This window comes from Nonomuraea insulae, from assembly GCF_042656245.1.
The window spans coordinates 165,597-189,368 of record NZ_JBHSPA010000011.1 but is presented as its reverse complement, the minus strand read 5'-3'; the positions used below and the strand labels follow the sequence as shown (position 1 = coordinate 189,368).

General features: G+C 70.7%; 21 protein-coding genes. 12 read left to right on the top strand and 9 right to left on the bottom strand.

Translation table 11 applies throughout. The features are described 5' to 3' along the window. Positions 1-13: 13 nt before the first annotated feature. A complete protein-coding gene (locus ACFPZ3_RS08300) occupies positions 14-598 on the bottom strand; it encodes a TetR/AcrR family transcriptional regulator (RefSeq protein WP_379513375.1) in 585 nt (194 codons plus the stop codon). Between the two features lie 85 nt (positions 599-683). Here ACFPZ3_RS08300 and ACFPZ3_RS08295 point away from each other — a divergent pair, with 85 nt between their 5' ends. The 4 genes from ACFPZ3_RS08295 to ACFPZ3_RS08280 all read left to right on the top strand — a co-directional run bounded on the left by ACFPZ3_RS08295 (position 684) and on the right by ACFPZ3_RS08280 (position 5,214). Continuing rightward, complete coding sequence (locus ACFPZ3_RS08295; RefSeq protein WP_379513374.1) at positions 684-1,559, top strand: NmrA/HSCARG family protein; 876 nt, start codon at positions 684-686, stop codon at positions 1,557-1,559. Positions 1,560-1,659: 100 nt separating this feature from the next. Beyond that, positions 1,660-2,913 carry a lamin tail domain-containing protein gene (locus tag ACFPZ3_RS08290; RefSeq protein WP_379513373.1) on the top strand — a complete coding sequence of 418 codons (1,254 nt, stop codon included), beginning with the start codon at positions 1,660-1,662 and terminating at the stop codon, positions 2,911-2,913. 360 nt (positions 2,914-3,273) lie between these two features. Continuing rightward, positions 3,274-3,813, top strand: coding sequence for an SRPBCC family protein (locus ACFPZ3_RS08285; RefSeq protein WP_379513372.1), 540 nt, complete (start codon positions 3,274-3,276; stop codon positions 3,811-3,813). A gap of 78 nt (positions 3,814-3,891) precedes the next feature. Next, positions 3,892-5,214, top strand: a complete 1,323-nt coding sequence (locus ACFPZ3_RS08280; RefSeq protein WP_379513371.1) for a glycoside hydrolase family 30 protein — start codon at positions 3,892-3,894, stop codon at positions 5,212-5,214. Positions 5,215-5,253: 39 nt separating this feature from the next. Here ACFPZ3_RS08280 and ACFPZ3_RS08275 read toward each other — a convergent pair whose 3' ends face one another. The 4 genes from ACFPZ3_RS08275 to ACFPZ3_RS08260 all read right to left on the bottom strand — a co-directional run bounded on the left by ACFPZ3_RS08275 (position 5,254) and on the right by ACFPZ3_RS08260 (position 9,469). Further along, on the bottom strand, positions 5,254-6,069 hold the full coding sequence (locus tag ACFPZ3_RS08275) for a carbohydrate ABC transporter permease (RefSeq protein WP_379513370.1): 816 nt from the start codon (positions 6,067-6,069) through the stop codon (positions 5,254-5,256). Beyond that, complete coding sequence (locus ACFPZ3_RS08270) at positions 6,062-7,009, bottom strand: carbohydrate ABC transporter permease (RefSeq protein ID WP_379513369.1); 948 nt, start codon at positions 7,007-7,009, stop codon at positions 6,062-6,064. Before ACFPZ3_RS08270 ends, ACFPZ3_RS08275 begins: the two co-directional genes overlap by 8 nt. A 1-nt stretch (position 7,010) precedes the next feature. Next, positions 7,011-8,258, bottom strand: coding sequence for an ABC transporter substrate-binding protein (locus ACFPZ3_RS08265; protein WP_379513368.1), 1,248 nt, complete (start codon positions 8,256-8,258; stop codon positions 7,011-7,013). 71 nt (positions 8,259-8,329) lie between these two features. Beyond that, complete coding sequence (locus tag ACFPZ3_RS08260; RefSeq protein WP_379513367.1) at positions 8,330-9,469, bottom strand: ROK family transcriptional regulator; 1,140 nt, start codon at positions 9,467-9,469, stop codon at positions 8,330-8,332. 73 nt (positions 9,470-9,542) lie between these two features. On the opposite strand from ACFPZ3_RS08260, the gene ACFPZ3_RS08255 reads away from it, so the two are divergent. After that, a complete protein-coding gene (locus tag ACFPZ3_RS08255) occupies positions 9,543-10,790 on the top strand; it encodes a Gfo/Idh/MocA family protein (protein ID WP_379513366.1) in 1,248 nt (415 codons plus the stop codon). A 269-nt stretch (positions 10,791-11,059) separates the two neighbouring features. On the opposite strand, the gene ACFPZ3_RS08250 is transcribed toward ACFPZ3_RS08255, so the two are convergent. The 3 genes from ACFPZ3_RS08250 to ACFPZ3_RS08240 all read right to left on the bottom strand — a co-directional run bounded on the left by ACFPZ3_RS08250 (position 11,060) and on the right by ACFPZ3_RS08240 (position 14,491). Then, on the bottom strand, positions 11,060-12,172 hold the full coding sequence (locus tag ACFPZ3_RS08250) for a 5-methyltetrahydropteroyltriglutamate--homocysteine S-methyltransferase (RefSeq protein ID WP_379513365.1): 1,113 nt from the start codon (positions 12,170-12,172) through the stop codon (positions 11,060-11,062). Positions 12,173-12,178: 6 nt separating this feature from the next. Continuing rightward, positions 12,179-13,603, bottom strand: a complete 1,425-nt coding sequence (locus ACFPZ3_RS08245) for an acyl-CoA synthetase (RefSeq protein ID WP_379513364.1) — start codon at positions 13,601-13,603, stop codon at positions 12,179-12,181. A gap of 96 nt (positions 13,604-13,699) precedes the next feature. Further along, the gene (locus tag ACFPZ3_RS08240) at positions 13,700-14,491 is read right to left on the bottom strand and encodes a PaaX family transcriptional regulator (protein WP_379513363.1); all 792 of its coding nucleotides are present in this window, start codon (positions 14,489-14,491) and stop codon (positions 13,700-13,702) included. A 108-nt stretch (positions 14,492-14,599) separates the two neighbouring features. Here ACFPZ3_RS08240 and ACFPZ3_RS08235 point away from each other — a divergent pair, with 108 nt between their 5' ends. The 7 genes from ACFPZ3_RS08235 to ACFPZ3_RS08205 all read left to right on the top strand — a co-directional run bounded on the left by ACFPZ3_RS08235 (position 14,600) and on the right by ACFPZ3_RS08205 (position 22,954). Next, positions 14,600-15,784 (top strand): ABC transporter substrate-binding protein, encoded by a 1,185-nt coding sequence (locus ACFPZ3_RS08235; RefSeq protein WP_379513362.1) that lies wholly within the window; start codon positions 14,600-14,602, stop codon positions 15,782-15,784. Between the two features lie 3 nt (positions 15,785-15,787). Then, complete coding sequence (locus ACFPZ3_RS08230) at positions 15,788-16,543, top strand: ABC transporter ATP-binding protein (RefSeq protein ID WP_379513361.1); 756 nt, start codon at positions 15,788-15,790, stop codon at positions 16,541-16,543. Continuing rightward, the gene (locus ACFPZ3_RS08225; protein ID WP_379513360.1) at positions 16,540-17,199 is read left to right on the top strand and encodes an ABC transporter ATP-binding protein; all 660 of its coding nucleotides are present in this window, start codon (positions 16,540-16,542) and stop codon (positions 17,197-17,199) included. Before ACFPZ3_RS08230 ends, ACFPZ3_RS08225 begins: the two co-directional genes overlap by 4 nt. Before the next feature lie 22 nt (positions 17,200-17,221). Then, the gene (locus ACFPZ3_RS08220; protein ID WP_379513359.1) at positions 17,222-18,082 is read left to right on the top strand and encodes a branched-chain amino acid ABC transporter permease; all 861 of its coding nucleotides are present in this window, start codon (positions 17,222-17,224) and stop codon (positions 18,080-18,082) included. Continuing rightward, a complete protein-coding gene (locus ACFPZ3_RS08215; protein WP_379513358.1) occupies positions 18,079-19,050 on the top strand; it encodes a branched-chain amino acid ABC transporter permease in 972 nt (323 codons plus the stop codon). Before ACFPZ3_RS08220 ends, ACFPZ3_RS08215 begins: the two co-directional genes overlap by 4 nt. 63 nt (positions 19,051-19,113) lie before the next feature. Further along, positions 19,114-21,966 carry a helix-turn-helix transcriptional regulator gene (locus ACFPZ3_RS08210; protein WP_379513357.1) on the top strand — a complete coding sequence of 951 codons (2,853 nt, stop codon included), beginning with the start codon at positions 19,114-19,116 and terminating at the stop codon, positions 21,964-21,966. Between the two features lie 97 nt (positions 21,967-22,063). Next, entirely contained in the window at positions 22,064-22,954 is an 891-nt protein-coding gene (locus ACFPZ3_RS08205) for an alpha/beta hydrolase family protein (protein ID WP_379513356.1), read from the top strand. A 117-nt stretch (positions 22,955-23,071) separates the two neighbouring features. Here ACFPZ3_RS08205 and ACFPZ3_RS08200 read toward each other — a convergent pair whose 3' ends face one another. Beyond that, entirely contained in the window at positions 23,072-23,629 is a 558-nt protein-coding gene (locus ACFPZ3_RS08200) for a carboxymuconolactone decarboxylase family protein (protein ID WP_379513355.1), read from the bottom strand. Between the last annotated feature and the right edge of the window lie 143 nt (positions 23,630-23,772).

Sequence of the window (23,772 nt, the reverse complement as noted above, 5' to 3'; positions counted from 1 at the left end):
GAAGGCGCCGTCATCACGAGCCGGCCGCGGGGCGCATCCCGTCGATGCCGAAGGACAACAGGCGCTCGCCCTGTGCGGGCGAGGTCTGTTCCCCGGCCCAGGCGACCGCGTTGACCAGGGCGTAAAGGTCGGAGGCTGTGGCATCGGCGCGCACGGTTCCGGCGGCCTGCGCGCGCTTGAGGAGCTGCTCGCCGGAGGTGAGCACCTCCTGGCACGCGGCATGCAGTTGCGAGGTCTCATCTTCGATGCTGCGCATCAGCGAGGTCGCCAGCCCTCGATAGACCGTGGTGTGCGCCATCGCCGCCCGCGCCCAGATGATCAACGCCTCGTCCGCGGACGGGTGATCGAGGAGATCGCGGGCGGTGTCGGACAACGTTCGCATGCGGTCGCGCAGCAACGCCTCCAGAAGCGCCTGCCGGGTGGGGAAATGGCTGTAGAGCGTGCCGTTCGCCACACCGGCGCGCCGGGCGATCTCCTCCAGCGAGGCTTCGACGCCGTGTTCGGCGAAGACCGTGGCCGCTTCGGCGAGCAGACGTTCGTAGTTTCTGCGCGCGTCGGCACGCATCCTGCGCTGCGGCGCCGGGCCGGCGGTCGTCATGGGCACTCCCGAAATTGCCAAGTTGAGACAGTCTCAATATGTTTCTTGAGACAGTCTCAGCTTATCGCCCCTCGAAAGGTCCCTGGTGAACACTGCCGACAAGCCCATCCTCGTGACCGGTGCGACCGGACGCCAAGGCGGCGCCACCGCCGCCCATCTCCTGGCCGCCGGCCGTCCGGTGCGCGCCCTCGTCCGCGACCCCGACTCTCCGGCCGCCCGGTCGTTGAGAGCTCAAGGCGCCGAACTGCACGTCGGAGACCTCGACGATCCCGGCTCGCTCGCGGCGGCCGCCGCCGGCGCCCATGGCGTCTTCGGCGTCACGCCCGACGACGATGACGCCGAACGCGAGATCCGCCGTGGCCGTGACCTCGCCGACGCCGCGGCGGCAGCCGGCGCCGCCCACTTCGTGTTCGCCTCGGTCGGCGGCGCGGACCGCGGCGCCGGCATCCCTTACTGGGAGAACAAATGGCAGATCGAGCAGCACATACGCGCGCTCGGCCTGCCCGCGACGATCCTGCGGCCGGTCCGGTTCATGGAGAACCACACCATTCCAGGACTGCCCCTCGGCGGCATCGTCGACGGCGAGCTCATCCACCTGTTCGCCCCGGAGACACCGGTGCAGCTCATCGCCGTCACCGACATCGGCGCCCTGGCCCGCCTCGCCTTCACCCGCCCGCGGGAGTACATCGGGCAGGCGATCGAGATCGCCGGAGACGAGCTGACCCCCAGCCGGACGGTGGAACTCATCAGCCGCAGCCTCGGGCGCGAGGTCACCTACCGGCAGGTCTCCGGCAGCGGTCTGCGCCAGGAGGCGGAACGCGCCTTCGCGGACGAGCGCGGTCTGTGGCGAGCCGACATCGCGGCGCTGCGCGAACGCCACCCCGGCCTGCTGGACTTCCCGGCCTGGCTCAGGCACGGCGGGGCCGAACAGATCCGAGCCCTGTTCGCCGGTGCTCATTAGCGCCTCACGGTATCTGAGCGCCGTAGACGGTCCCCTATAGGAGAGTTACGCTCCGCTGGCTACCAGTCGGGGACAGTCACGCACTTCGATAGGGGCACTCATGAGTTACACGCTGTTACGCGGCAGCTTCGTGATCCGGTATCCGGACCTGCCGCGCCAGGGACCCGAGCCCGACGGCGACACCGTCAAGTTCCTGCCCGACTCCCCGGCCCTGGTCGAGGCCCTGCCGCGGCCCTCCGGCCGGCCGGCGAACATCAACCGCCGCGGCGTCTCCGTACGGCTGGAGGCCATCGACGCGCTGGAGACCCACTTCGAGGAGAGCCACCAGGAGGACGCCGGCGCGTACGCGGCCCGCGACGAGCTGCTGCGCGTGCTCGGCTTCACCAACGTGCGCTTCTGGGAGGACCTGCCGAACAAGGTCCAGTCCGCCGACCAGGACTCCCTCCGCGGCCACGTGCTCACCAACGGCATCGACGCCAACGGCCGGCTGATCGCCTTCGTCTACGCGGGCGACCACCCGGGGACGGACGGCGCCACCGTGTTCCTCGACGGGCCGCTCGTGGACCGTTCCGCGAACGGGCAACTGCTGGCCGGCGGGCTGGTCTACCCGGCGTTCTACGCGACCTTGCCTGGTGAGCTGCGTACGCATCTGGCGGAGGTGTCGCAGGCGGCCAGGCGCAAGGCCACCGGCATCTGGCCCCGCTCGACCGCCGACCCGAACGGCGCGGCGACCGTACCGGATCTGGAGGGGCTGGAGCGGCTGGTGATCTGGCCGAAGTTGTTCCGGCGCATCGTGCCGTACCTGGCAGCGGGCTTCACCGACTTCGACGGCTTCGACGCCTGGTTGCGCGCCGACGCGGTCCACCGGGACGACGAGTTGTTCCTGATCCCGAAGCTCGAACGCGGCAACCTGCACGACGTGGTCAAGGGCTCGGGGCAGCAGATCCAGCTCACGATGTGGCCCGAGGACTTCATCATCAGTCCCGACCCGGCGCCACCGGGCACCCCGGTCAAGCCCCCGCTCATCGCCGTCGGCGATCTGCTGATCGTGGCCGCCCTGCCGGACCCGGCAGGGGCCGACAGCGGCCACGAGAGCGTCACGCTCCTGAACCTGACCTCGCGAACGCTCGACCTGGCGGGCTGGGGCCTGGCGGACGCGGCCGGTGGACACAAGGCGCTGACGGGCGCGATCGAGGGCGGGGCCGCGCTGCGGGTGACCCTCGACGGCGCCGTGCAGCTCGGCAACCAGGGCGACACGATCATCCTGGTGGACCCCGAGGGGGCCTCGATCGACCAGGTGACGTACAAGGCGGACCGGGTCAAGGCCGGCCGGACGATCTGCTTCGGGCGCTGAGCTCGTTCGCCGGCAGAGCATAAGAGCGACGGGCAGGGGTGACATCAAATAGTCTGATCAGGAAAAGCGCGGCACTGTCCACAAATCGGGCAAACAGCATTTTGCCCTCTTTATTTGTGATATTCCGGGAGGGTGCTTTGGCGTACGCATTAGGATCGAGCCGCTTCTGCCAGCGGTGCGGATCGCACGTCGGCACCCTTCCCCAGTGTCCCCGCTGCCGGGCTCAGCAGGGCGCGGCGTCCTTCACGTGGCCATTTCCGTTTATTCGGAAATTACGGGAAATGTCGGGTTGATCGGCCGTGCCGCGCGTCAGAGACTGAGCCTTCCGACCAGTACGAAGGAGTTCGTATGTTCGTGTTCATGCCGCGCTCTCTGTTCAGGCTGGCGACCGGCGCGGCGGCAGGCTACCTGCTGGCCGTCCGCCCGTGGCACCTCCGCTGGGGCGCCGACGACCGCGAGGTCCACGCGGAGATGCCGGGCGACGGCATCGTCCGTCAACCGCAGTACCAGGCCACCCGCGCCATCACCGTCGACGCGCCGCCGGCCAACGTCTGGGCCTGGCTGATCCAGCTGGGCGGCTACCGCCAGGGCGGCACGCCCGGCGAGCCGCAGGACGTGAAGGTCGGCGAGGTGCTGCAGGGCGGCGATTTCACCGTCGAGCAGGTCGACCCCCCGCACACGCTCGTGCTGGCCCTGCACGGCGCGGACGCCACCACCAGCTGCTCCGTCTCCCTGCGCGACCTGGAGGACGGCAGGACCCGGATGATCTTCCGCGTGCGCATCCGCGGCTCCTCCTCCCTGCGCGGCACCGGCTACCTGGCGATGATGGACGTCGGCGACTTCATGACCGTGCGCCGCCAGATGCTGACCATCAAGGAGCGCGCCGAGTCCGCCAGTTGACGCAGGCGCCTCCGGACGTTTACGGTTCCGGCGATCCGCGAAATGTATCGCTATGAACCCGAAACTTTCGGAGGCGCCATGTTACGAGGACTTGTCGCGATCACCCTGCTGGGCCTGCCCGCGACACATCCCGCCGACCCATCCGTCATCACCGTGAACGAGCGCGTCAGGCACCAGGAGATCGACGGCTTCGGCATCTCCCAGGCCTTCCGGCGGAACGAGCTGCTCAAGGCCCTGTCGGCGACGCAGCAGCGGGAGGTCCTCGACCTGTGGTTCGACCGGAACAAGGGGGCCGGGCTCAGCATCCTGCGGCTCGGCGTCGGCTCCTCGCCGACCGGCAGCCCGTACGACCACATGGTGTCGATCCAGCCGGACAATCCGGGCGGCCCTGACGCCCCGCCCAAGTACATCTGGGACGGCGACGACAACAGCCAGGTCTGGGTGGCCAAGGAGGCCCAGCGGTACGGCGTCAAGCGCTTCTTCGCCGACGCCTGGAGCGCCCCCGGCTACATGAAGGACAACGGCGACGACAAGAACGGCGGCACCCTCTTGCCCGAGTGGCAGCGCGCCTACGCGAACTACCTGGTGGCCTACACGAAGTTCTACGCCAAGGAGGGCATCAAGATCACCGACCTGGGGTTCACGAACGAGCCCGACTGGACGGCCACGTACGCCTCCATGCGTTTCACCCCCGAGCAGGCCGCCCAGTTCGTCAAGGTCCTGGGCCCGGTCGCCAGGAACGTCAAGCTGGCCTGCTGCGACTCCTTCGGCTGGAACGAGGCCAAGGCGTTCACGGCGGCGATCGAGGCCGACCCCGAGGCCCGCCGCTGGGTGAAGACGCACACCGGCCACACCTACGCCAGCCCCGTGGACGCCCCGCTGCCGACGAACAAGCGCACCTGGATGTCGGAGTGGAACCCCAACGGCACCACCTGGAACGAGAACTGGGACGACGGCAGCGGCTACGACGGCTTCACGATCGCGCAGGCCGTGCACGACGCGCTCACGCTGGGCGACGTCAGCGCCTATGTCTACTGGCTGGGCGGATCGCGCGGAGCGACCAGGGCGCTGCTGCAACTCGACGACGCGGCCAAGGAATACCACGTGTCGAAACGGCTGTGGGCACTGGCGGCGTACAGCAGGTTCATCCGGCCGGGCGCGGTGCGGCTGGAGGCGAGCGCGGCCGATCCGGCGCTGAAAGTTTCAGCGTTCCGCAACGCCGACGGCTCGCGCGTGATCGAGGTGCTCAACACCGGCACCGCCGCCGTCACGTGGCAGGGCGTGCGCGGCCGGGCGACGGCCTACCTCACCGACGACGACGACTCGCTCACCCCGTCCGCCGTGACGGGACGTACGGTGACGCTCCAGCCCAGGGCGCTCACGACCATCGTCGTCCGGTGACCGTCCGGCGTGGGCCCGGCCCGGGCCCACGCCGGTGCCTCAGCCCTTGCTGCCGGTGTGGGCGATGCCCTGGATGAACTGGCGTTGCAGGAACACGAACACGGCGATCACGGGAAGCGAGGCGATCAGCGAGCCGGCCATCAGGATCGGGTAGTCGGTCTGGTACTGGCCCTGCAGCGCCGCCAGCCCGGCCGACAACGTCATCTTCTCCGGGTCGGTGTTGACCACCAGCGGCCAGAACAGGTCGTTCCACGCCCACAGCAGGGTGAGGATGCCCAGCGCGATCAGCCCGGGCCTGGCCAGGGGCAACATGACCGACCAGTAGATCCGCACGGGACCGGCGCCGTCGAGCCTGGCCGCCTCCTCGATCTCGCGCGGCAGGGCGAGGAAGAACTGCCGCAGCAGGAACACCCCGAACGCGCTGAACAACCCCGGCACGATGATCGCCTGCAGGCTGTTGAGCCAGCCGAGGGAGGACATGATCTGGTACTGCGGGATCACGAAGAGCTGCGGCGGCACCATGAGCACCGACAGGAACACGCCGAACAGCACGTTCCTGCCGGGGAAGCGCAGCCGGGCGAAGGCGTAGGCGGCCATCGAGCAGAACAGCACCTGCCCGGCCACCCGCCCGGTGGCCATGACGACGGTGTTGAGGAACTGCTCGCCGAACGGCAGCAGGTCGAAGACCTTCGCGTAGTTGTCCCAGCGCCCCTCGGGCAGCAACGACGGCGGCACCGCGGTCGCGCTGCTGAGCGTCTTGAGCGAGGTGATGATCTGCCAGACGAACGGGGCCACCATCGCCAGCGAGGAGGCGATGAGCACCGCGTGCACGCCCAGCGGCCGACGCTCAGACATAGTGCACCCACTTCCGCTGGAGCCGGAACTGCGCCATCGTCAGCAGCGCGATGAGCACGAGCAGCGCCATCACGATGGCGGCCGCGTAGCCGCGGTCGTCGGTGACGAAGGCACGCTCGTAGAAGAGCTGGACGACGGTCTGCAACCGCGAGTACGCCGGGTTGGCCCGCGCCGACTGCCCGGACCCGGTCATCACGAAGACCAGGTCGAAGAGCTGGAGCGAGCCGATCACCGAGACGATCGAGATGAAGAACGCGGTCGGCGACAACATCGGCAACGTGATCTTGAAGAACTGGCGGACGCGGCTTGCGCCGTCGATCGAGGCGGCCTCGTACAACTCCTTGGGGATGGCCTGCATGCCGGCCAGGAAGATGATCAGGTTGTAGCCGACGCTGCTCCAGATGCCCACCACGACCAGCGCGTACATGGCGGTGGCCGGGTCGGCGATCCAGTTGGGCCCGTCGATGCCGACGACCGAGAGCACCTGGTTGACCAGGCCGTAGTCGCCGTTGTAGAGCCAGCGCCAGAGCATCGCGACCGCGACCGGCATGGTCACCACGGGCAGGAAGAACGCCGTCCGGTAGAGGCTCACCCCGCCCAGCCCCTGCCGGTTGAGCAGCGCGGCGAACACGATGGCGAGCGGGATCCCGATCAGGCCGAGCGCGGTGTACAGCAGCGTGTTGAGCATCGCCTGACCCACCTCGGGGTCGGTGATGAGCCGGGCGTAGTTCTCCAGGCCCGTCCAGGTGTGCCCGCCGAAGGCGCCCCATTCGGTGAAGGAGAAGTAGGCGGTCTGGATGACGGGCCACAGGTAGAAGATCGCCAGGCCGAGCCCGGTGGGGGCGATGAAGGCGTACCCCCACAGGGCCTCGGTGCGAATCCCGCGCCGCTTCGCCGCGTGTGCGGCCCTGGCGGGCCGCGTTTCGGCGGTGGTGCTCACGTCACTCCTTGGCCAGCAGGTCGTTCATGCCGGTCGCGAGGTTCGCGGCGGCCTGCTGGACCGGCACCTCGCCGGTCCACGCCTTGGTGAGGTGGGTGAGCTCGGCCTCCTGCCAGGCGGCGGTGTTCTTGGAGACGGGGTACGGCACCGCGTACGACACCGCGTCCAGGAACGTCTGCAACTTCCACTCGGGATGCGCCGAGACCCAGTCGCTCTGGGTGCCGTTGTAGGCCGGGATCGGGCCCTTCTTGCCCAGGATGTCGGCGGCCGGCTTGGCGCCCAGGAACTTCACGAACTCCAGCGCCTCGGCCGGGTGCTCGGTCTTGGCCGACATCACGTTGGCCACGCCGTGGATGATCGTGGCCTGCTTCTCGCCCTTCGGCAGCGCGGCGACGTCGACCTTGTCCTTGGTGTAGTCGTTCTTGCCGAACTCGGCCACGTTCCAGGACCCGCCCCAGTACATCGCCAGCTTGCCGGCCTCGAAGAGCTGCAGCGGGGCGGTGTCGGTCATGGTCTTGAGGTCGGGCGACTGCTTGGCGGCGATGAGGTCGGTCCAGAACTTCAGGCCCTCGATCGTCTTGGGGTCGTCGTAGCCGGACTTCTTGCCGTCGGGGGAGATCACGTAGCCGCCGGCCTGGTAGATGGTGTTGTACTGGTATTCCTGGAAACTCGTCAGCTCCGCCCCGACGGCGTAGACGCCCTTCTTGGCGTCGGTGATCTTGGCGGCGGTCTCCTTGAAGTCGTCCCAGGTCCAGTCGGCGGCCGGATACTTCACCTTGGCCTGGTCGAAGAGCGTCTTGTTGTACCAGACGCCGACCGTGTCCATGTCCTTCGGCAGGCCGTACAGCTTGCCCTCGTAGGTGTAGAGGTCCACCAGCGCCTTGGGGTAGACCGACGTGTCGACCTGCTCCTCGATCGGCTTGATCACGCCGTTGGAGGCGTAGAGCTGGAAGTTGGGGCCGTTCATCCAGAAGACGTCGGGCGCCGCGCCGCCGGTGACCGCGGCCTTCATCTTCGTCCAGTAGTCGACCCATGGGGTGAGCTGGACGTTCACGGCGATGTTCGGGTGCGCCTTGGTGAACTCCGCGGCCAGTTCCTGCATGACGGCCTGCTGGGTGACGTCCCAGACGCCGTACGAGAGCGTCACCTTCTCCTGAGCGCCAGTGCCGGCCTGCTCACCGCCGCCGCACGCGGTGGCGAGCAGTGCCGCGCAGAGGAGGGCCGCACCGCTCCGTGCCGACTTCCACATCTCCCATGTCCTCTCCTAGAACGTGGGAGTAATGATGGAGTCCAGTAAAATTGATTGCAAGAGTAGGCGTGTTACAGATGGCTCACGAGCGGGCTGCGGCCGTCGAGCACGCGGTCCTCGACGTCGTCGAGCGCCAGGCGTACGGCGCCGAGCACCACGGCCTCGTCGCCGAGCGCGGACATCCGCACCTCGGGGGTGCGGATGCACCAGCGGTCCAGCTCCCGTCTGAGCGGCTCGATGAGCACGTCGGCCGAGCGCGAGAAGCCGCCGCCGACCACGACCATCTGCGGGTCCAGCGTCAGGACCAGCGCGGAGGCGCCCAGCGCGAGGTCCTTGACGTAGCGGCGCACGGCCGCGAGCGCCGCCTTGTCGCCGTTCCTGGCGGCGGCGAACACGTCGCCCGCCTCGCCGCCCGTCTTACCATCGGCGACGCCGAGGTGCTCCTGGGCGCGGATCCAGCCGAGCACCGGCAACGCGCCGATCTCCCCCGAGGCGTTGGCGAAGCCCCGGTGCAGCTTGCCGTCGATGACCAGACCCGCCCCGGTACGGAGCCCGGCCAGCAGGAACACCATGTCCTTGGCGTAGCGAGCCACGCCGCGCCAGCACTCGGCCAGGGCGGCGAGCTTGCTGTCGTTCTCCACCAGCACCGGGGCAGGGGCGATCCGGCGGACGTGGGCGGCCAGATCCACGCCGGTCCACTCGGGCAGCGCCTCCGAGAGCATCACCCGGCCCGCGCCGTCCACCAGGCCGGTCGTGCCGACGCCCGAGGCCCACACCTCGCCGCCGGTCAGCCCGGCCCCCTCCAGGCACTCGGCGGCCGCCCGGTCCACCGCCGCCAGGCGTTCGCTCCGGCCCATCTCGGGCCTGACCCGGACGCCGACACTGTGCTGCACGTCGCCGTCCAGGTCGGCGATCACCGCGCGGATCTTGTGCCCGCCGATGTCGATGCCGAGCACCCGCCCCGCGTCGGCCCTGAACCGGTAGCGCCTGGCCGGGCGGCCCACCCCGCCCGCCGTGGCGCCCGCCTCGGCCACCCAGCCCTTCTGCAGCAGCTCGCGCACCACGTCCTCGGTCGAGGCCCGCGACAGCCCCGTGAGCTTGGCGACCTCGGTCAGAGTGAGCGACGGCCGGCCCTGCAACGCCTTGATCACGGCCAGCGCGTTGAGCTGCCGGAGCCGCGACAGGTCACCGCCGCTCAGATCCCCGGCCATCGGCACCCCTTGCTGTCAGCTTCCCAAGACCGAATAATGATGCTCTCCATGATATTTAGTCGGGGAAGGTTTCATGACTGAGGTGACTCTAGCCGTGGTCGGCGGCGGCCTGCGAGGGCTGACCTACGCGCGCCACGCGCATGCCGCGGGCGCGGGGCGGGTGGTGGCGGTGGCGGAGCCCGATCCGCGGCGCCGGGCGGCGTTCGCCGCCGAGTTCGGGATCGCGCCTGAGAACTCTTTCGCGGGCTGGAAGGAGCTGGCGGCGGCCGGGCGGGTGGCGGAGGCGGCGATCGTGGCCACCCAGGACCGGCTGCACACTGACCCGGCGGTGGCGTTGGCGGACCTCGGTTACCACATTCTCCTGGAGAAGCCGATGGCCGAGAGCGAGGAGCAGGCGACCAGGATCGCCGAGGCGGCCGAGCGCAACGGGATCATGCTGGCGGTCTGCCACGTGCTGCGGTACACGCCGTACACGCGGCTGGTGAAGGGGCTGCTGGACGAGGGGCGGATCGGGCGGCTGGTCAGCGTGCAGCACCTGGAGCCCGTGGGGTGGTGGCACCAGGCGCACTCGTTCGTCCGCGGGCACTGGCGCCGCGAGGACACCTCGGCGCCGATGTTGCTGGCCAAGGCGTGCCACGACGTGGACTGGCTCGTGCACCTGTTCGGCCGGCCGCCGGCCCGGGTGTCGTCGTTCGGCTCGTTGTCGCACTTCCGCGCCGAGGAGCGGCCCGCCGAGGCCGCCGACCGGTGCCTCGACTGCCCGCTGGAGCCGACGTGCCCGTACTCGGCGAAGCGGCTCTACCTGGGGTGCCTCGGGGATCCCGACAGCGAGTTCTGGCCGCTGTCGGCCGTCACATCCGGCCGCACGGAGGAGGAGGTGCTGGACGCGCTGCGCACCGGACCGTACGGGCGGTGCGTGTACGCCTGCGACAACGACGTGGTGGACCACCAGGAGGTGGTGATGGAGTTCGACGACGGGGCGACGTGCTCGTTCACGATGAGCGCGTTCACGCCGATGGAGCACCGGCGTACCCGCCTGTTCGGCACCCACGGCTACATCGACGGCGACGGGCGCACGCTGCGGGTCGTCGACTTCCGCACGGGCGCCGAGGAGAGCGTCACCGTGGACGACCGGACCGGCCCTTCCGCGGCCGACGGGCACGGGGGTGGCGACGAGGGGCTGACGGACGCCTTCCTCGCCGCCGTCTCCTCGGGCGACGCCTCGCTGCTGCGCTCGGACGCGGCGGAGAGCCTGATGACGCACCGCGTCGTCTGGGCCGCCGAACGCGCCCGCCACACCGCCTCCGTCGTCACCCTCTGACCCCTGGCCCTCAGCACGCCGCGGCACCGCAGCGGGCTGAGGCCCGGAGACGGAAGCGGCCTCGGGCACACGGCGACGCCTCGCCGGACCCGCCACCTCCGCCCATCTCCGAAAGGACCCCGCCGACGCACGCCCTCACCCACGAGGACCTCTTCCCCGCCCTCATGAGCGCCCTCCCCCTCCCTCGAAAGGACCTCAGCCGAAGTACGGCGGGACAGCCGGGAGCGGACGGGCGGGGCGACGGGCGGGGCGACGGGCGGAAGGAGGCGTCAGCCCCAGACGTCCTGGGCCGTCTCGACGATCAGGCGGATCTTGGCGAACTGCTCGTCCTCGGTGAGCCGGTTGCCCTCGACCGTCGAGGAGAACCCGCACTGCGGCGACAGGCAGAGCTGGTCGAGGTCGATGAACTTGGCGGCCTCGTCGATGCGCCGCTTGAGCGCGTCCTTGGACTCCAGCTCCCCCCGCTTGGTCGTGACCAGCCCGAGCACGACCATCTTCCCCGGCGGCACGAACCGCAGCGGCTCGAACCCGCCGGAGCGCTCGTCGTCGAACTCCAGGAAGAACCCGTCCACCTTGAGCTCGCCGAACAACGCCTCGGCCACGAAGTCGTAGCCGCCGGAGGCGACCCAGGAGGACTGGAAGTTGCCGCGGCACATGTGCGTGGTGATCGTCATGCCCGCAGGCTTGGCCGCGAGCGCGGCGTTGATCTGCCTGATGTACCGCAGGTGCAGGTGCTCGGCGTCGTCGCCGCGCTCGCTCATCTCCGCCCGCTGCGCCGGATCGTTGAGGTAGGCCAGGCTGGTGTCGTCGAACTGCAGGTACGTGCACCCCAGCGCGCCGATCCTGCGCACCTGCTCGGCGTAGGCGGCGCTCAGGTCGCGCCAGAACTCCTCGATGTCCGGGTAGACGGCCGGGTCGATGGAGGCGGGCCCGCCCCGGTAGTGCACCATGCTCGGCGACGGGATGGTCAGCTTGGGCCTCAGTGCGGGCGCGGTCGTGCCCACGGTGTCGCGCAGGAACGTGAAGTCGTCGGCGAAGATCGGCTCGGTCAGCCGGATGCGGTCGTTCACCCGCAGGGCGGCCGGGGTGTACTCGAGATCGCCCTGCTCGTTGTGGAACTGGACCGTGATGCGCTCGTCGGCGGCCTGGCCGATGCCGCTGAGGCGGTAGATGAAGTCCATGTGCCAGGAGGCCCGGCGGAACTCCCCGTCGGTGGCGCTCTGCAGGCCCGCCTCCTGTTGTTTGCGTACGACGTCCTTGATCGCCTCGTCCTCGGCCTCCCGCAGCGCGTCGCCGGTGAGGGTCTCGCGGGCGCGCAGCAGCGCGGGCGGGCGGAGCAGGCTGCCGACGTGGTCAGCGCGGAAGGGCGGTGAGGTACGCATGGACGATCATCCTCCGTAGAGCTTTCTCAGCGGGGCTTTGAGGAGCTTGCCCGCCGCGTTCTTGGGCAGTTCAGCCACGAATTCCAGATATTTCGGGATCTTGTAGCGAGCCAGGCGCCCGTCCAGGTGGCGCAGCAGGTCCTCCGGCTCGACCGTCACGCCGTACCGGAGCACGACCAGGGCCTTACCCACCTCGCCCCACTTCTCGTCGGGCACGCCGATCACGGCGCACTCGGCGACCGCGGTGTGCTCGTACAGGGCGCTTTCCACCTCGGCGGGGTAGATGTTCTCTCCGCCGGAGATGATCACGTCGTTGATCCGGTCGGAGATGCGTATGTAGCCGTCCTCGTCGGCGACGCCGATGTCCCCCGAGCGGAACCAGCCGTCCTCGGACAACACCTTCGCGCTCTCCTCGGGACTCCGCCAGTAGCCGGGCATCACGTTGGGGCCCTCGACGTACAACTCGCCGGGCTCGCCTTGGGCGGCGGGCGAGCCGTCGGGGGCGACCAGCCGGACGTCGGAGAAGAAGCACGGCACGCCGGCCGTCCCCGCCTTGGCGACGGAGTGCTCGGCCCCGAGGAAGAGCGCGCCGGGGGCGACCTCCGTCATGCCGTATCCCTGCAGGAACGTCAGTCCCCGATCCTGATAGGTCCTGATCAGCGGCTCGGGCACCGGGGCGCCCCCGCACAGCAGGTGCCGCAGGCTCGACAGGTCGGCCGTGGCCCAGCGCGGCGAGCGAGTGAGGAAGCCGAACATCGACGGCACGCCGAACATCACCGTCACCCGCTCGGCCTCGATCAGGTCGAACGTGCGCTCCACGTCGAACGACGGCTCCAGGATCGCCCGCCCGCCCTTGAGCACGCTCGGGATCAGCGTCTGGGCCAGCGCCGCGATGTGGAACATGGGCGCGCTGATCAGCACCACCTCGTCATGCGCCAGCGGCACGTCCACGAGCAGGTTGACCGTGTTCCAGGTGAGGTTGGCGTGGGTGAGCATGGCGCCCTTGGGCCGTCCGGTGGTGCCCGAGGTGTACATGATCAGGCACACGTCGTCCTGGCTCACGGGCTCGTCGACGGGCTCGGGCGAGCCCGAGGCGATCAGGTCCTCGTACTCGGCGGCCTCCACGTGACGGCCCGGCAGCCCGTCGCCGGCGCGCTCCTCGCCCAGCACCAGGACCGACGCCTCGGCGTCGTCCAGGATGAACCGCAGCTCCGGCGCGGCCAGCCGGGTGTTCAGCGGGACGAACACGGCCCCCAGCAGCCCCGCCGCGAAGAACGTCTCCACCATCGCGGGCTGGTTGGCCCCGAGGTAGGCGACCCGGTCGCCGCGCCGCACGCCGAGCCCCGAGGCCAGCCTGTTCACGCGTTCGCGCAGGTCGGCGTAGGTGCGATGATCTCCCCGGTACGACAGCGCCACCCGGTCGGGTGTCATGCGCGCCCTGCGTGCCGGCCATGATCCAAGCCCCTGATTCCGCATCGGCACTCCTTGACGCTCAAGCCCTCAAGTTAGGCCACTATGCGATGGCTGTCACCGTTCTGCCCAGGTTTCGTCCGGAACGGTGTCCAGGAGCCCCTCCACGACCAGCGCCGCCTCCGGCCGGAACCGCTCGTGCAGCGTGTGGCACACCCGCTGCGCCTTCTCGGCCGGCCAGTCGTGCGGCAGGTAGCGCAGCGGCAGCCGCGGGTCGGTCCTGATGATCTGCAGCCAGCCGGTGAGCAGCGTCAGCGAGCGGGCCAGGTCGTCGGGGGCGTCCGGCGCGGGGTCGGCCTGGTCCCAGCGCCGCAGGAACGCCCGGTAGCGGGCGCCCAGCCCGTCGAGGTCGTAAGCGTCCCCGACCAGGGCCTGCATGTCGGTCGGGTGCCGCGGCTCGGCGGCGAACACCTTGACGTTCGCGCCCAGGTCCTCGATCACCCCGGCCGCGTCCACCTCGCCGGGAGCCACCCACAGGCCGTTCTGCAGCGGCCCGAAGCCGGCCCAGACCAGCCGCGAGCGCAGTTCGTGGCGTTGCCGCTGCCAGGACTCGGGCAGCGAGAAGCCGATCAGCGTCCACTGGTCCTCCCCGGCGTCGTTGACCACGCCGCTGTGCCAGATGCGCCGTTCGCCGTCCTTGAGCACCTCGTTGCTGGTCGGGGTGAGGCCGAAGTACATGCGCCGGCCCGATCGTTGCCGGCGCAGCAGCCCGCGCCGCACCATCCGGGTCAGCGTCGAGCGGGTGGCCTCCTCCGAGATGCCGACCTTGCCGAACGCCTCGATGAAGCTCCGCGAGGACACGCAGATCCCGCGGCCGTACACGTGATCCCCGAGGAAGGTCAGAATCACCGACTGAGGCCTCATAACAGCTTGTCTCCGGAAACTCGGCACTCTATTGACAGCCGTAATGTACCTGCCTACATTCGGGGCCACATCGCCCCGGTGCAGGAGGTCCTGATGCGCAGGCTTCTACCGTCCCTGGCCTGTCTCTTGCTGGCCGTGACCGCGTGCGGGGGCGGAGACACTTCCACCGGGCCCGACACGATCAAGGTGGGTCTCATCGTCTCGCTCACCGGCAACTACACGCCGCTGGGCAGCGAGGACAAGAAGGCCGTCGAGCTGGCGGTCGAGCAGGTCAACGCGCAGGGCGGGCTGCTGGGCCGCAAGGTCGAGCTGGTCTCGCGCGACGACAAGACCGCCCCCGACCAGGGCATCGTGGCCTACAACCAGATCAAGGGCGAGATCGACGCGCTGATCGGGCCGGTGTTCTCCAACGCGGCGCTGGCGGTCGAGCCGCTCGCGCAGCGCGACAAGATGCCCTACCTATCGCTGGCCCCGGCGCAGGAGCAGGTCGAGCCGATCAAGTCCTACGTCTTCGTCACCCCCGCCCTGTCCAGCATGTACGCCGAGCGCTACCTGCAGTATCTCCAGGCCGAGAGCATCAAGACGATCGCCGTGGGCTGGGACTCCAAGAGCGCCTACTCGGTCTCCGGCCACAAGTCCATGGTCGCCCTGGCCCCGAAGTACGGCGTGACGATCGCCGTGGACGAGCCGTACGAGACGACCACCTCCGACTTCAGCCCCCTGTTCACCCACGTACGCGACTCCAAGGCCGAGGCCCTGGTGTTCTGGGGCTCGGGCGCGCCCGGCGTGACGGCGGCCAAGCAGTACGTGGCCTCGGGGCTCAAGACGCCGCTGTTCCTGACCGCCTCGCAGGCCAGCAAGTTGTGGCTGGAGCCCATGGGCGCCTCGGCCGAGGGCATGACCGTGCAGAGCGCCATCGGCGTCGTCGGTGACCACCTGCCGGACGGCAAGCAGAAGCAGATCATCGACCAGATGGCCAAGCCGTACCAGCAGAAACACGGCTACCCGCCGCCGCAGTTCGCGCAGGACGGCTACAGCGCCTCCCTGCTGCTGTTCGAGGCGATCAGGAAGGCGAACAGCACGGACAAGACCAAGATCCAGCAGGCCCTGGAGACCATGGATCTGATCACGCCGAACGGCCGCTTCCGCTACTCCGCCACCGACCACTCCGGTCTGTCGCCCGAGTTCATCTCGGTCAACACGGTGAAGAACGGCCAGTTCGTCCCCACGGAATGGGCCACGGAACAGCTCACCAAGACCGTCAACGCGGCGGGGTGAGGTGTGCTGACGGTCACCGGTGTCTCCCGCTCCTTCGGGGGCGTCTACGCCGTCCGCGACGTCTCGCTGAGCGTCGCGGACGGCGAGGTCTGCGGCGTCATCGGCCCGAACGGGGCCGGCAAGTCCACGCTGTTCAACCTGATCACCGGCCATCTGGCGGCCGAGCACGGCCAGATCTCCTTCCTCGGGCAGCGCGTGGACCGGCTCACGCCGCACCGGCGGGCCCGGCTCGGCATGTCGATCGTCTTCCAGGCGGCCCGGGTGTTCCGCGGCATGACCGTCAGGGAGAACGTCATGGTGGGGCTGCACGGGCGTACCAGGGCGGGCTTCGTCTCGGCGGCGCTGCGGCTGCCGCGGCACCGGCGCGACGAACGCGAGATCGCCGCGGAGGCGTCGACGGCGCTCGAACGCGTGGGGCTGGCCGAGTGGGCGGACCGGCCCGCCGACCGGCTGCCGATCGGCCAGCAGCGGGCCCTCCAGCTCGCCCGCGCCCTGTGCGCGCGGCCCCGGCTGCTGCTGCTCGACGAGCCCGCCTCCGGTCTGCGCGCCGAGGAGCGCGAACGGCTGGCGGCCCTGGTGGAGGAGCTGCGGTCGAGCGGGCTGACGATCCTGCTCATCGAGCACGACGTGGCGTTCGTGACCCGGCTGGCCGACCGCGTCGTGGTGCTCGACCTGGGGCAGGTCATCGCCGACGGCTCCCCCGCCGAGGTGCGGGCCGACCCGCTGGTGCTCGCCGCCTACCTCGGGCAGACCTCATGATCGACGTCCAGGACCTGGTGGTCTCGTACGGCACCGCGACCGCGCTCGACCACCTCACCCTCACGGTCGCCAAGGGCGAGATGGTCGCCCTGCTCGGCCCGAACGGCGCCGGCAAGTCGACCCTGGCGAACACCCTCGCCGGCCTGCTCGAACCCGCCTCGGGCACGGTCAGCGTCGGTGGCCGTCTCGCGCTGATCCCGGAGGGCCGCCAGCTCTTCCCCGATCTGTCCGTCGCCGACAACCTCGCCCTCGGCGGCTGGCGCTCCGGCCTGCGCGACCCCTCCTCCGTGTACGACCTCCTCCCCCGCCTGGCAGAGCTGTCCGGACGGCGCGCGGGTGTGTTGTCCGGTGGCGAGCAGCAGATGGTGGCCTTCGGCCGGGCCCTGATGTCGCGCCCCGAGGCCCTGGTGGTGGACGAGCTCTCGCTCGGGCTCGCCCCCAACGTCACCGCCGACCTGGCCGCGCACCTGGCCGGGCTGAACCGGACCCAGGGGCTGACGGTGCTGCTCATCGAGCAGAACGCGCGGCTGGCGTTCGAGTTGTGCTCGCGGGCTTACGTGCTGGAGTCCGGGCGGCTGGTCACGGAGGGGGCGTGCGCCGAGCTGGCGGACGACCCCCGGGTGGCCAGCGCGTACCTGGGCGGGGCAATCACATGAGCTTCCCGGGAGGACCGACCGCATGAGCGCGTTCCTCACCTACCTCCTCAACGGCCTGGCGGTCGGCTGCGCGATCGCGCTCATCGCCAGCGGCCTGGTCACCATCCACCGCGTCACCGGCGTCGTGAACTTCGCCCAGGGCACCTTCGCGGTCGTGGCGGGCCTGTGCGCCTCCTCCCTCCTCGGCCTCGGCTTCCCCCACGGCCTGAGCGAGCTGGCCGCCGTCCTCGCGGCGGCACTCGCCGGGCTGCTCACCGGCCTGGCCGCCATCGGCAGGCCGGGCACCACCCCGCTCTCCTCGTTGATCGTCACCCTGGGCGTGGGCGTGCTGGCGTACGCCGTCGAGATCGTGTTGTGGGGCGACCAGCCGCGCTCGGCCCCCGGCCTGGCGGGCTCGGTGACCCTGGCCGGGGCGCGCATCCAGACGCAACACCTGCTGGTCATCGGCGTGACGGCGGCCGCGTTCGTGCTGCTGGCGCTCTTCTTCGGCCGCACCTACCTGGGCAAGGCGCTGACGGCGTGCGCCTCCAACCCGTGCGCCGCCCGCGTCGTCGGCATCGACACCCGCCGGATGGGGCTGCTGGCGTTCGCGCTGGGCGGCCTGCTCGGCGGCATCGCCGGGGTGCTGGTGACGCCGCTGCGCCCGATCTCGTTCGACACCGACGTCACGCTCATCGTCAACGGCTTCGCCGCCGCCGTCTTCGGCGCCCTCAACCGGCCGATGATCGCCCTCGCCGGCGCGCTCCTGCTGGGGGTGGCCGAGACGATGGCCGCCGGCTACGGCTACGGCTCCCACCAGCTGGAAGTCGCCCTGGGGCTCATGATCGTCGTCATGATCGTCCAGGCGAGCCGCCGCACGACCCTCTCCCAGGAGTCCACATGATCAGGCTCGTGGCGGGTCTCCTGGTGGCGGGCGTGACCCTCGCCCTCCCCGCGCTGCTCGACGACAGCATCCTGGCCGTCTACATCCTGCTGGGCCTGGCCGCGATGGTCACGGTCGGGGTCTCGCTGCTGATGGGCTACGCGGGCCAGGTGTCCCTGGGCCAGGGCGCCTTCTACGCCATCGGCGCCTACACCGCCGCCCTGCTCGCCCTGAACGGCGCCCCTCCGCTGCTGGGCCTGATCGCCGCCCCCGTGGCGGCCGCCGTCTCCGCGCTCGTCATCGGCACCCCGCTCCTGCGCCTGCGCGGCCACCACCTCGCCTTCGCCACCCTCGCCATGCAGCTCATCCTGCTCTCGCTGGCCGGCCAGCTGGAGTTCACCGGCGGCGACATCGGCCTCCAGGCCATCCCCCAGTTCTCCGTGGGCTCGTTCGAGCTGGGGAGCGCGGCGGCGTACGCGTACCTGACCTGGGCCGGGCTGGCCCTGGTGATGCTGGTGACCCACAACGTCATCACCTCCCGCCCCGGCCGCGCCCTGCGCGCCCTGGCCACCAGCGAGACGGCCGCCGCGTCCTCGGGCATCCCGGTGGGCCGCTACAAACTGGTGGTCTTCGCCCTCTCTGCCACGTTCGCCGGCCTGGCCGGAGGCATCTACTGCTTCTACACCGGCTACGTGGCGCCGGGCTCCTTCCCGGTGCTCATCTCGATCCAGTACATCGTCATGGCCGTGGTCGGCGGCCTCGGAACCATCTGGGGCGCCGTCGTCGGAGCCACCGCGATCACCCTGCTGGTCCAGGGCCTGGACAGGCTGGCCGCACTGCCGGGCATGCCCACGTACGCGCCGAGCGTGCTGTCGTACGCGGTCTACGCCCTCGTCCTCATCGTGGTGGTGCTCTTCCTCCCCCACGGCCTGGTCCCGGCCATCTCCGGCCACCTGTCGGGAAAGCGGAAAGATGCGCCGTATCGGTGAAATCACCGGTCTCTCCCGAACGTCCCCTTTCAGACATGACATCCGCGCGTAACACTGGACGACGTGTCCCTTGTCAAGCGCTCATCCGTGTTACGCGGCCGTGGCGAGGACGAGCGCGCCCTGCGGCTGCTGCTCGACGGCGCCCGTGCCGGCTCCGGTGGGGCCCTGCTGTTGGTGGGGGCGCCCGGTATGGGGAAGACGGCGTTGCTCGACCTGGCAGCCGCGCACGCCGGGCCCGAGTTCCGCGTGTTGCGGGTCTCCGGGGTCGAGTCCGAGTCGCGGCTGCCGTACGCCGGACTGCACGGCCTGCTGCGGCCGATCGCCGCCTCCGCCGCCGCGTCCCTGCCGGGCGCGCAGGTCAGTGCCCTGGTGGCGGCCCTGGAATCCGGTACGGGTGCGTCCGGGCTCGCGTTGCCCGCGGCCGTGCTCGGGCTGCTGTCGGCCGTGGCCGCGCGGCAACCGGTGCTGGCCTGCGTGGACGACGTGGACCTGCTGGACCCGGCCAGCCGTGAGGTGTTGTCGTTCGCGGCCAGGCGGGTGGCGGGCGAGCCGGTGGCGCTGCTGTTCACGGCGCGGGAGGGCGAGTCGTGGGCCGAGGGCGTGCCGTCGCGGGTGCTGATCGGGCTGGACCCGGCCGCCGTACGGGAGCTGGCCGGTGATCTGGCGCCTGACCTGGCGCCGGGGAAGCTGGCCGAGGACCTGCTGGCGGCGCTGGACCAGATCGCCCGCGGCAACCCCCTCGCCCTGGCCGAGCTGATCGGCTCTCTCACCCCCGACCAGCTCGCGGGGCTGTCCGCCCCGCCCGAGGCGCTGCCCAGGGACGGGCGGCTGTGGCGGGAGCACACGAACCGCCTGGGCGCGCTGCCCGAGGAGGTGCGGCGGCTGCTGCTGCTGATCGCCGCCGACCCCGACCTCGACGTCCCCACGCTCATCCGGGCGGCCCGCCCCGCCTGCGCCCTGACCGCCCTGGAACCGGCCGAACGCGCCGGCATCCTGCGCTCCACCGGCGACCGGTACGACTTCCGAGACCCCGCGATGCGCGGCGTGGCCTACTACGACGCCTCCCTCTTCCGCCGCCGCAGCGCCCACCGCCTGCTCGCCGCCCTCCTGGAGAGCGAGCGGCCCGGCGCCGGACCGGCGGAGGGCGAACGGGCGGGGCAAGCGGAGGGCGAGCGGGCCGGACCGGCGGAAGGCGAGCACGATTTGCCGATCGGGACCGGTGGGACGCGGCGATTACGGCGGGCCTGGCACCGGGCCTGGGCTCTCGACGGCCCCGCCGGGGAGCTGGCCGACGAACTGGCCGCGGCGGCGCTCGACGCCCCTTCTCCGCACGGCCACTTCGAGCCGTACCTGGCCCTGGAACGCGCCGCCGAGCTCACCGAGCACCACAACCCGGCCAAGGCCGAACGCCTGGCCGCCGCCGCCCGCCTGGCCTGGGTGGCGGGCCGCCCTCAGATGGCCAGGTCGCTGCTGGCCAGGTTACGCAACCTCACCACGCCGGACGACCTGCGCGCCCACGTACAACTCCTGCACGGGAGCCTCGAACTGCTCGGCGGCGAGACCGGCAGCGCCCGCGAGGAGCTGCTCGCGGCGTCGGCCTGGCTGCTGGACAGCCACCGCATGCTGGGCGTGCGCGCGCTCGTCAAAGCCGCCGACGCCAGCTACCGCGCCGGCGACAACCGGGCGTTCATCGCGATCGCCCGCCAGGCCGCCGCCCTGCGCCGCCCGGACGAGGCGGTGCCGACGCAGCTCATGTTCGAGTATCTGGCGGGCATGGCCTCCACGTTCAGCGGCTCGCACCGGGAGGCGGCGGCCCCGCTGCGGCGGGTGGTGGAGCTGGCGGAGTCGGTACGCGATCCGGCCGTGCTCGTCTGGGCCTGCGTGGCGAGCATGTTGCTCGGCGAGGACGCCACGGCCCACCGCTTGTCGGCCCGTGCGGTGGAGGCGGCCAGGGTACGCGGCGCGGCCTCGGCCATGCCGCAGCTCCTGGAGTACATGATCTACCCGGAGATCTGGATGGGCCGCTACGCCTCCGTCGCCACCACCGCCACGCAGGGCCTGCGCCTGTCCCAGGAGACCGGCCAGCTCAACACGGCGGCCCAGCACCTCGCCTGGCTGGCGATCACCGCGGCCGTCGAGGGCGACCAGGAGACCTGCCGGATGCGCGCGGACGCCGCCATCGACCTGGCCGACGCCCACGACCTGGGCATCGCGGGCGCCGTCGGCAACTGGGCGCTGGCCTACCTCGACCTGGCCGCGGGCCGCCCGGCCGACGCCGCCAACCGGCTGCGCGCCGAGCGCCGCAACAACCACGTCGTCATCAAGGTCATGGCCACGCCGCACCTGATCGAGGCGTGCGCGCGTACCGGCGACCATGAGAGGGCCGGAGCGGCGCTGCGCGTGCTCGAAGGCTGGGTGGGCAGCACCCGCAGCCCCGACCTGCGCGCGCTGGTGGCCCGCTGCCGCGCGCTGCTGGCCGGGCCCGGCGAGGCGGAGGAGCTGTTCAGGGAGGCGCTCGACCTGCACGGGCAGGGCATGTACGAGTTCGAGGCGGCCCGCACCAGGCTCCTGTACGGCAGCGCGTTGCGCCGCGACCGCCGCCCCGGCGCGGCCAGGACCCACCTGCACTCGGCGCTGGAGACGTTCGAACGCTACGGCGCCGGCCTGTGGACCGAGCAGGCCAGAACCGAGCTGCGCGCCTCAGGCGAACCCGTCCGCCAGGTGTTGTCCGCCACCACGGGCCAGCTCACGGCCCAGCAACTGCAGATCGCCCGCATGGTGGCCGAGGGCGCCACGAACAAGGAGGTGGCCGAGCAGCTCTTCCTGAGCCGCCGCACCGTCGAGCACCACCTGAGGAACATCTTCAGCCGGCTCGGCATCCGCTCCCGTGTCGAACTGGTAAGGCTCATGTCCTGATAAGAGGACCGGTGATTTCACCGATGCACGTCTGACTCGGCATCCGAACAATGGCGGCAGACAGCAGTCACCCCCCACGAGCAGGGAGTATGACGACGTGCAGCTCTCCACCCCCCGATCCGGCGCGCGAACGTTGACCAAGCTCGCCCTCACCGTCTCACTGATCGGCGGCGCCCTCGCGGTCGCCTCCCCCGCCCAGGCAGCCGGCCCCTACGACCGCGGCCCCGATCCCACCAGCTCCATCCTCGAGGCCAGCCGTGGCCCGTTCGCCACCTCGCAGACCAGCGTCTCCTCGGTGAGCGTGTCCGGCTTCGGCGGCGGCACGATCTACTACCCCACCGACACCAGCCAGGGCACGTTCGGCGCGATCGCGATCTCGCCCGGGTACACGGCCAGGTGGTCCAGCCTGTCGTGGCTCGGCCCGAGGATCGCCTCGCACGGCTTCGTCGTGATCGGCATCGAGACCAACTCGGTCTACGACCAGCCCGCCAGCCGGGGCCGCCAGCTCCTGGCCGCGCTGGACTACCTGGTCGAGGACAGCTCGACGACCATACGCAGCCGTATCGACGCCTCCAGGCTCGCCGTGGCCGGCCACTCGATGGGCGGCGGCGGCACGCTGGAGGCCGCCAGAGACCGCCCGTCGCTGCAGGCCGCGGTGCCGCTCGCGCCCTGGAACCTGACGAAGTCGTGGTCGGGCGTCCGCGTCCCGACGATGATCATCGGTGGCGAGAGCGACACGGTCGCCCCGGTCTCCAGCCATTCCGAGCCGTTCTACTCGAGCATCCCGTCGTCGTCGGAGAAGGCGTACCTGGAGCTGAACAACGCCAGCCACTTCTTCCCGCAGAGCACCAACGCCACCATGGCCAAGTCGATGGTGGCCTGGCTCAAGCGGTTCGTCGATGACGACACCCGCTACGAGCAGTTCCTGTGCCCGGCGCCCAGCGGACTGGCGATCGAGGAGTACCGCCACACCTGCCCCAGCTCCTGACCCCTTCTACCCGGTGGCGGCCGCAGGCGGCGGTCGCCACCGGCCCATGTCCAGGCTCAGACGGCGCCGTCCCAGGCCTCGCCCGACAGCGCGGTCGCCACCGGCCCATATCCGGACTCAGACGACGCCGTCCCAGGCCTTGCCTGACAGCGCGGCGTCGAGCTCCGCGCCGGTCACCCCGGCGACCCAGTTCGCCATGACGGTGTAGGCGGCCTGCGTGACGACCTCCAGCGCCTGCGCCCGGGAGTACCCGCTCCCTAGCAACGCCCCCACCTCCTCCTGGCCGACCAGCCCCCCGGACCGCAGCACGGCCCTGGTGAACGCGGCCAGCGCGGCGGCCTTCCCCTCCGGCAGGTCCTCCTTGCCGGCCCGCAGCGCCTCGATCACCTCCGGCTCCAGCCCCGCCCGCTCACCGAAGGCGGAATGCGCCGCCACCGAGTACGCGGACCGGTTGTGCACGCTGACCGCGATGCCGACGATCTCCCGCTCGGCCGCGCTGAGCGTCGTCTCCCGCAGCGCCCGCTGCAGCTGGTTGAACCCGTCGATCGCGACCGGCGCCTCGGCCATGGCCCCGGCCAGGTTGGGCACGAACCCCACCCTCCGCCGCAGTTCCTCCAGCGGCTCCCGGGACGCCTCGGGCGCCAACTCGACGGAATGAACGTTGAAGCCGATCATCGCCTGCCTCCAGTGAGTGACTGACGTGGACCCACTGTCGGCCGCCGCCGTCGGCACCCCACAGGACATCACCGCCCAGGAGCTGCGGGTGGAGAGCTTCTACCCCGCCGACCCGGACACCGAGCGCCACCGCTGGACCTGAA

Bases quoted from the DNA above. Each gene is read 5' to 3' on its own strand.
- ACFPZ3_RS08300 (WP_379513375.1), bottom strand. From the start codon at position 598: ATGACGACCGCCGGCCCGGCGCCGCAGCGCAGGATGCGTGCCGACGCG.
- ACFPZ3_RS08290 (WP_379513373.1), top strand. From the start codon at position 1,660: ATGAGTTACACGCTGTTACGCGGCAGCTTCGTGATCCGGTATCCGGAC.
- ACFPZ3_RS08285 (WP_379513372.1), top strand. From the start codon at position 3,274: ATGCCGCGCTCTCTGTTCAGGCTGGCGACCGGCGCGGCGGCAGGCTAC.
- ACFPZ3_RS08280 (WP_379513371.1), top strand. From the start codon at position 3,892: ATGTTACGAGGACTTGTCGCGATCACCCTGCTGGGCCTGCCCGCGACA.
- ACFPZ3_RS08275 (WP_379513370.1), bottom strand. From the start codon at position 6,069: ATGTCTGAGCGTCGGCCGCTGGGCGTGCACGCGGTGCTCATCGCCTCC.
- ACFPZ3_RS08265 (WP_379513368.1), bottom strand. From the start codon at position 8,258: ATGTGGAAGTCGGCACGGAGCGGTGCGGCCCTCCTCTGCGCGGCACTG.
- ACFPZ3_RS08260 (WP_379513367.1), bottom strand. From the start codon at position 9,469: ATGGCCGGGGATCTGAGCGGCGGTGACCTGTCGCGGCTCCGGCAGCTC.
- ACFPZ3_RS08255 (WP_379513366.1), top strand. From the start codon at position 9,543: ATGACTGAGGTGACTCTAGCCGTGGTCGGCGGCGGCCTGCGAGGGCTG.
- ACFPZ3_RS08250 (WP_379513365.1), bottom strand. From the start codon at position 12,172: ATGCGTACCTCACCGCCCTTCCGCGCTGACCACGTCGGCAGCCTGCTC.
- ACFPZ3_RS08245 (WP_379513364.1), bottom strand. From the start codon at position 13,603: ATGACACCCGACCGGGTGGCGCTGTCGTACCGGGGAGATCATCGCACC.
- ACFPZ3_RS08235 (WP_379513362.1), top strand. From the start codon at position 14,600: ATGCGCAGGCTTCTACCGTCCCTGGCCTGTCTCTTGCTGGCCGTGACC.
- ACFPZ3_RS08225 (WP_379513360.1), top strand. From the start codon at position 16,540: ATGATCGACGTCCAGGACCTGGTGGTCTCGTACGGCACCGCGACCGCG.
- ACFPZ3_RS08220 (WP_379513359.1), top strand. From the start codon at position 17,222: ATGAGCGCGTTCCTCACCTACCTCCTCAACGGCCTGGCGGTCGGCTGC.
- ACFPZ3_RS08215 (WP_379513358.1), top strand. From the start codon at position 18,079: ATGATCAGGCTCGTGGCGGGTCTCCTGGTGGCGGGCGTGACCCTCGCC.
- ACFPZ3_RS08200 (WP_379513355.1), bottom strand. From the start codon at position 23,629: ATGATCGGCTTCAACGTTCATTCCGTCGAGTTGGCGCCCGAGGCGTCC.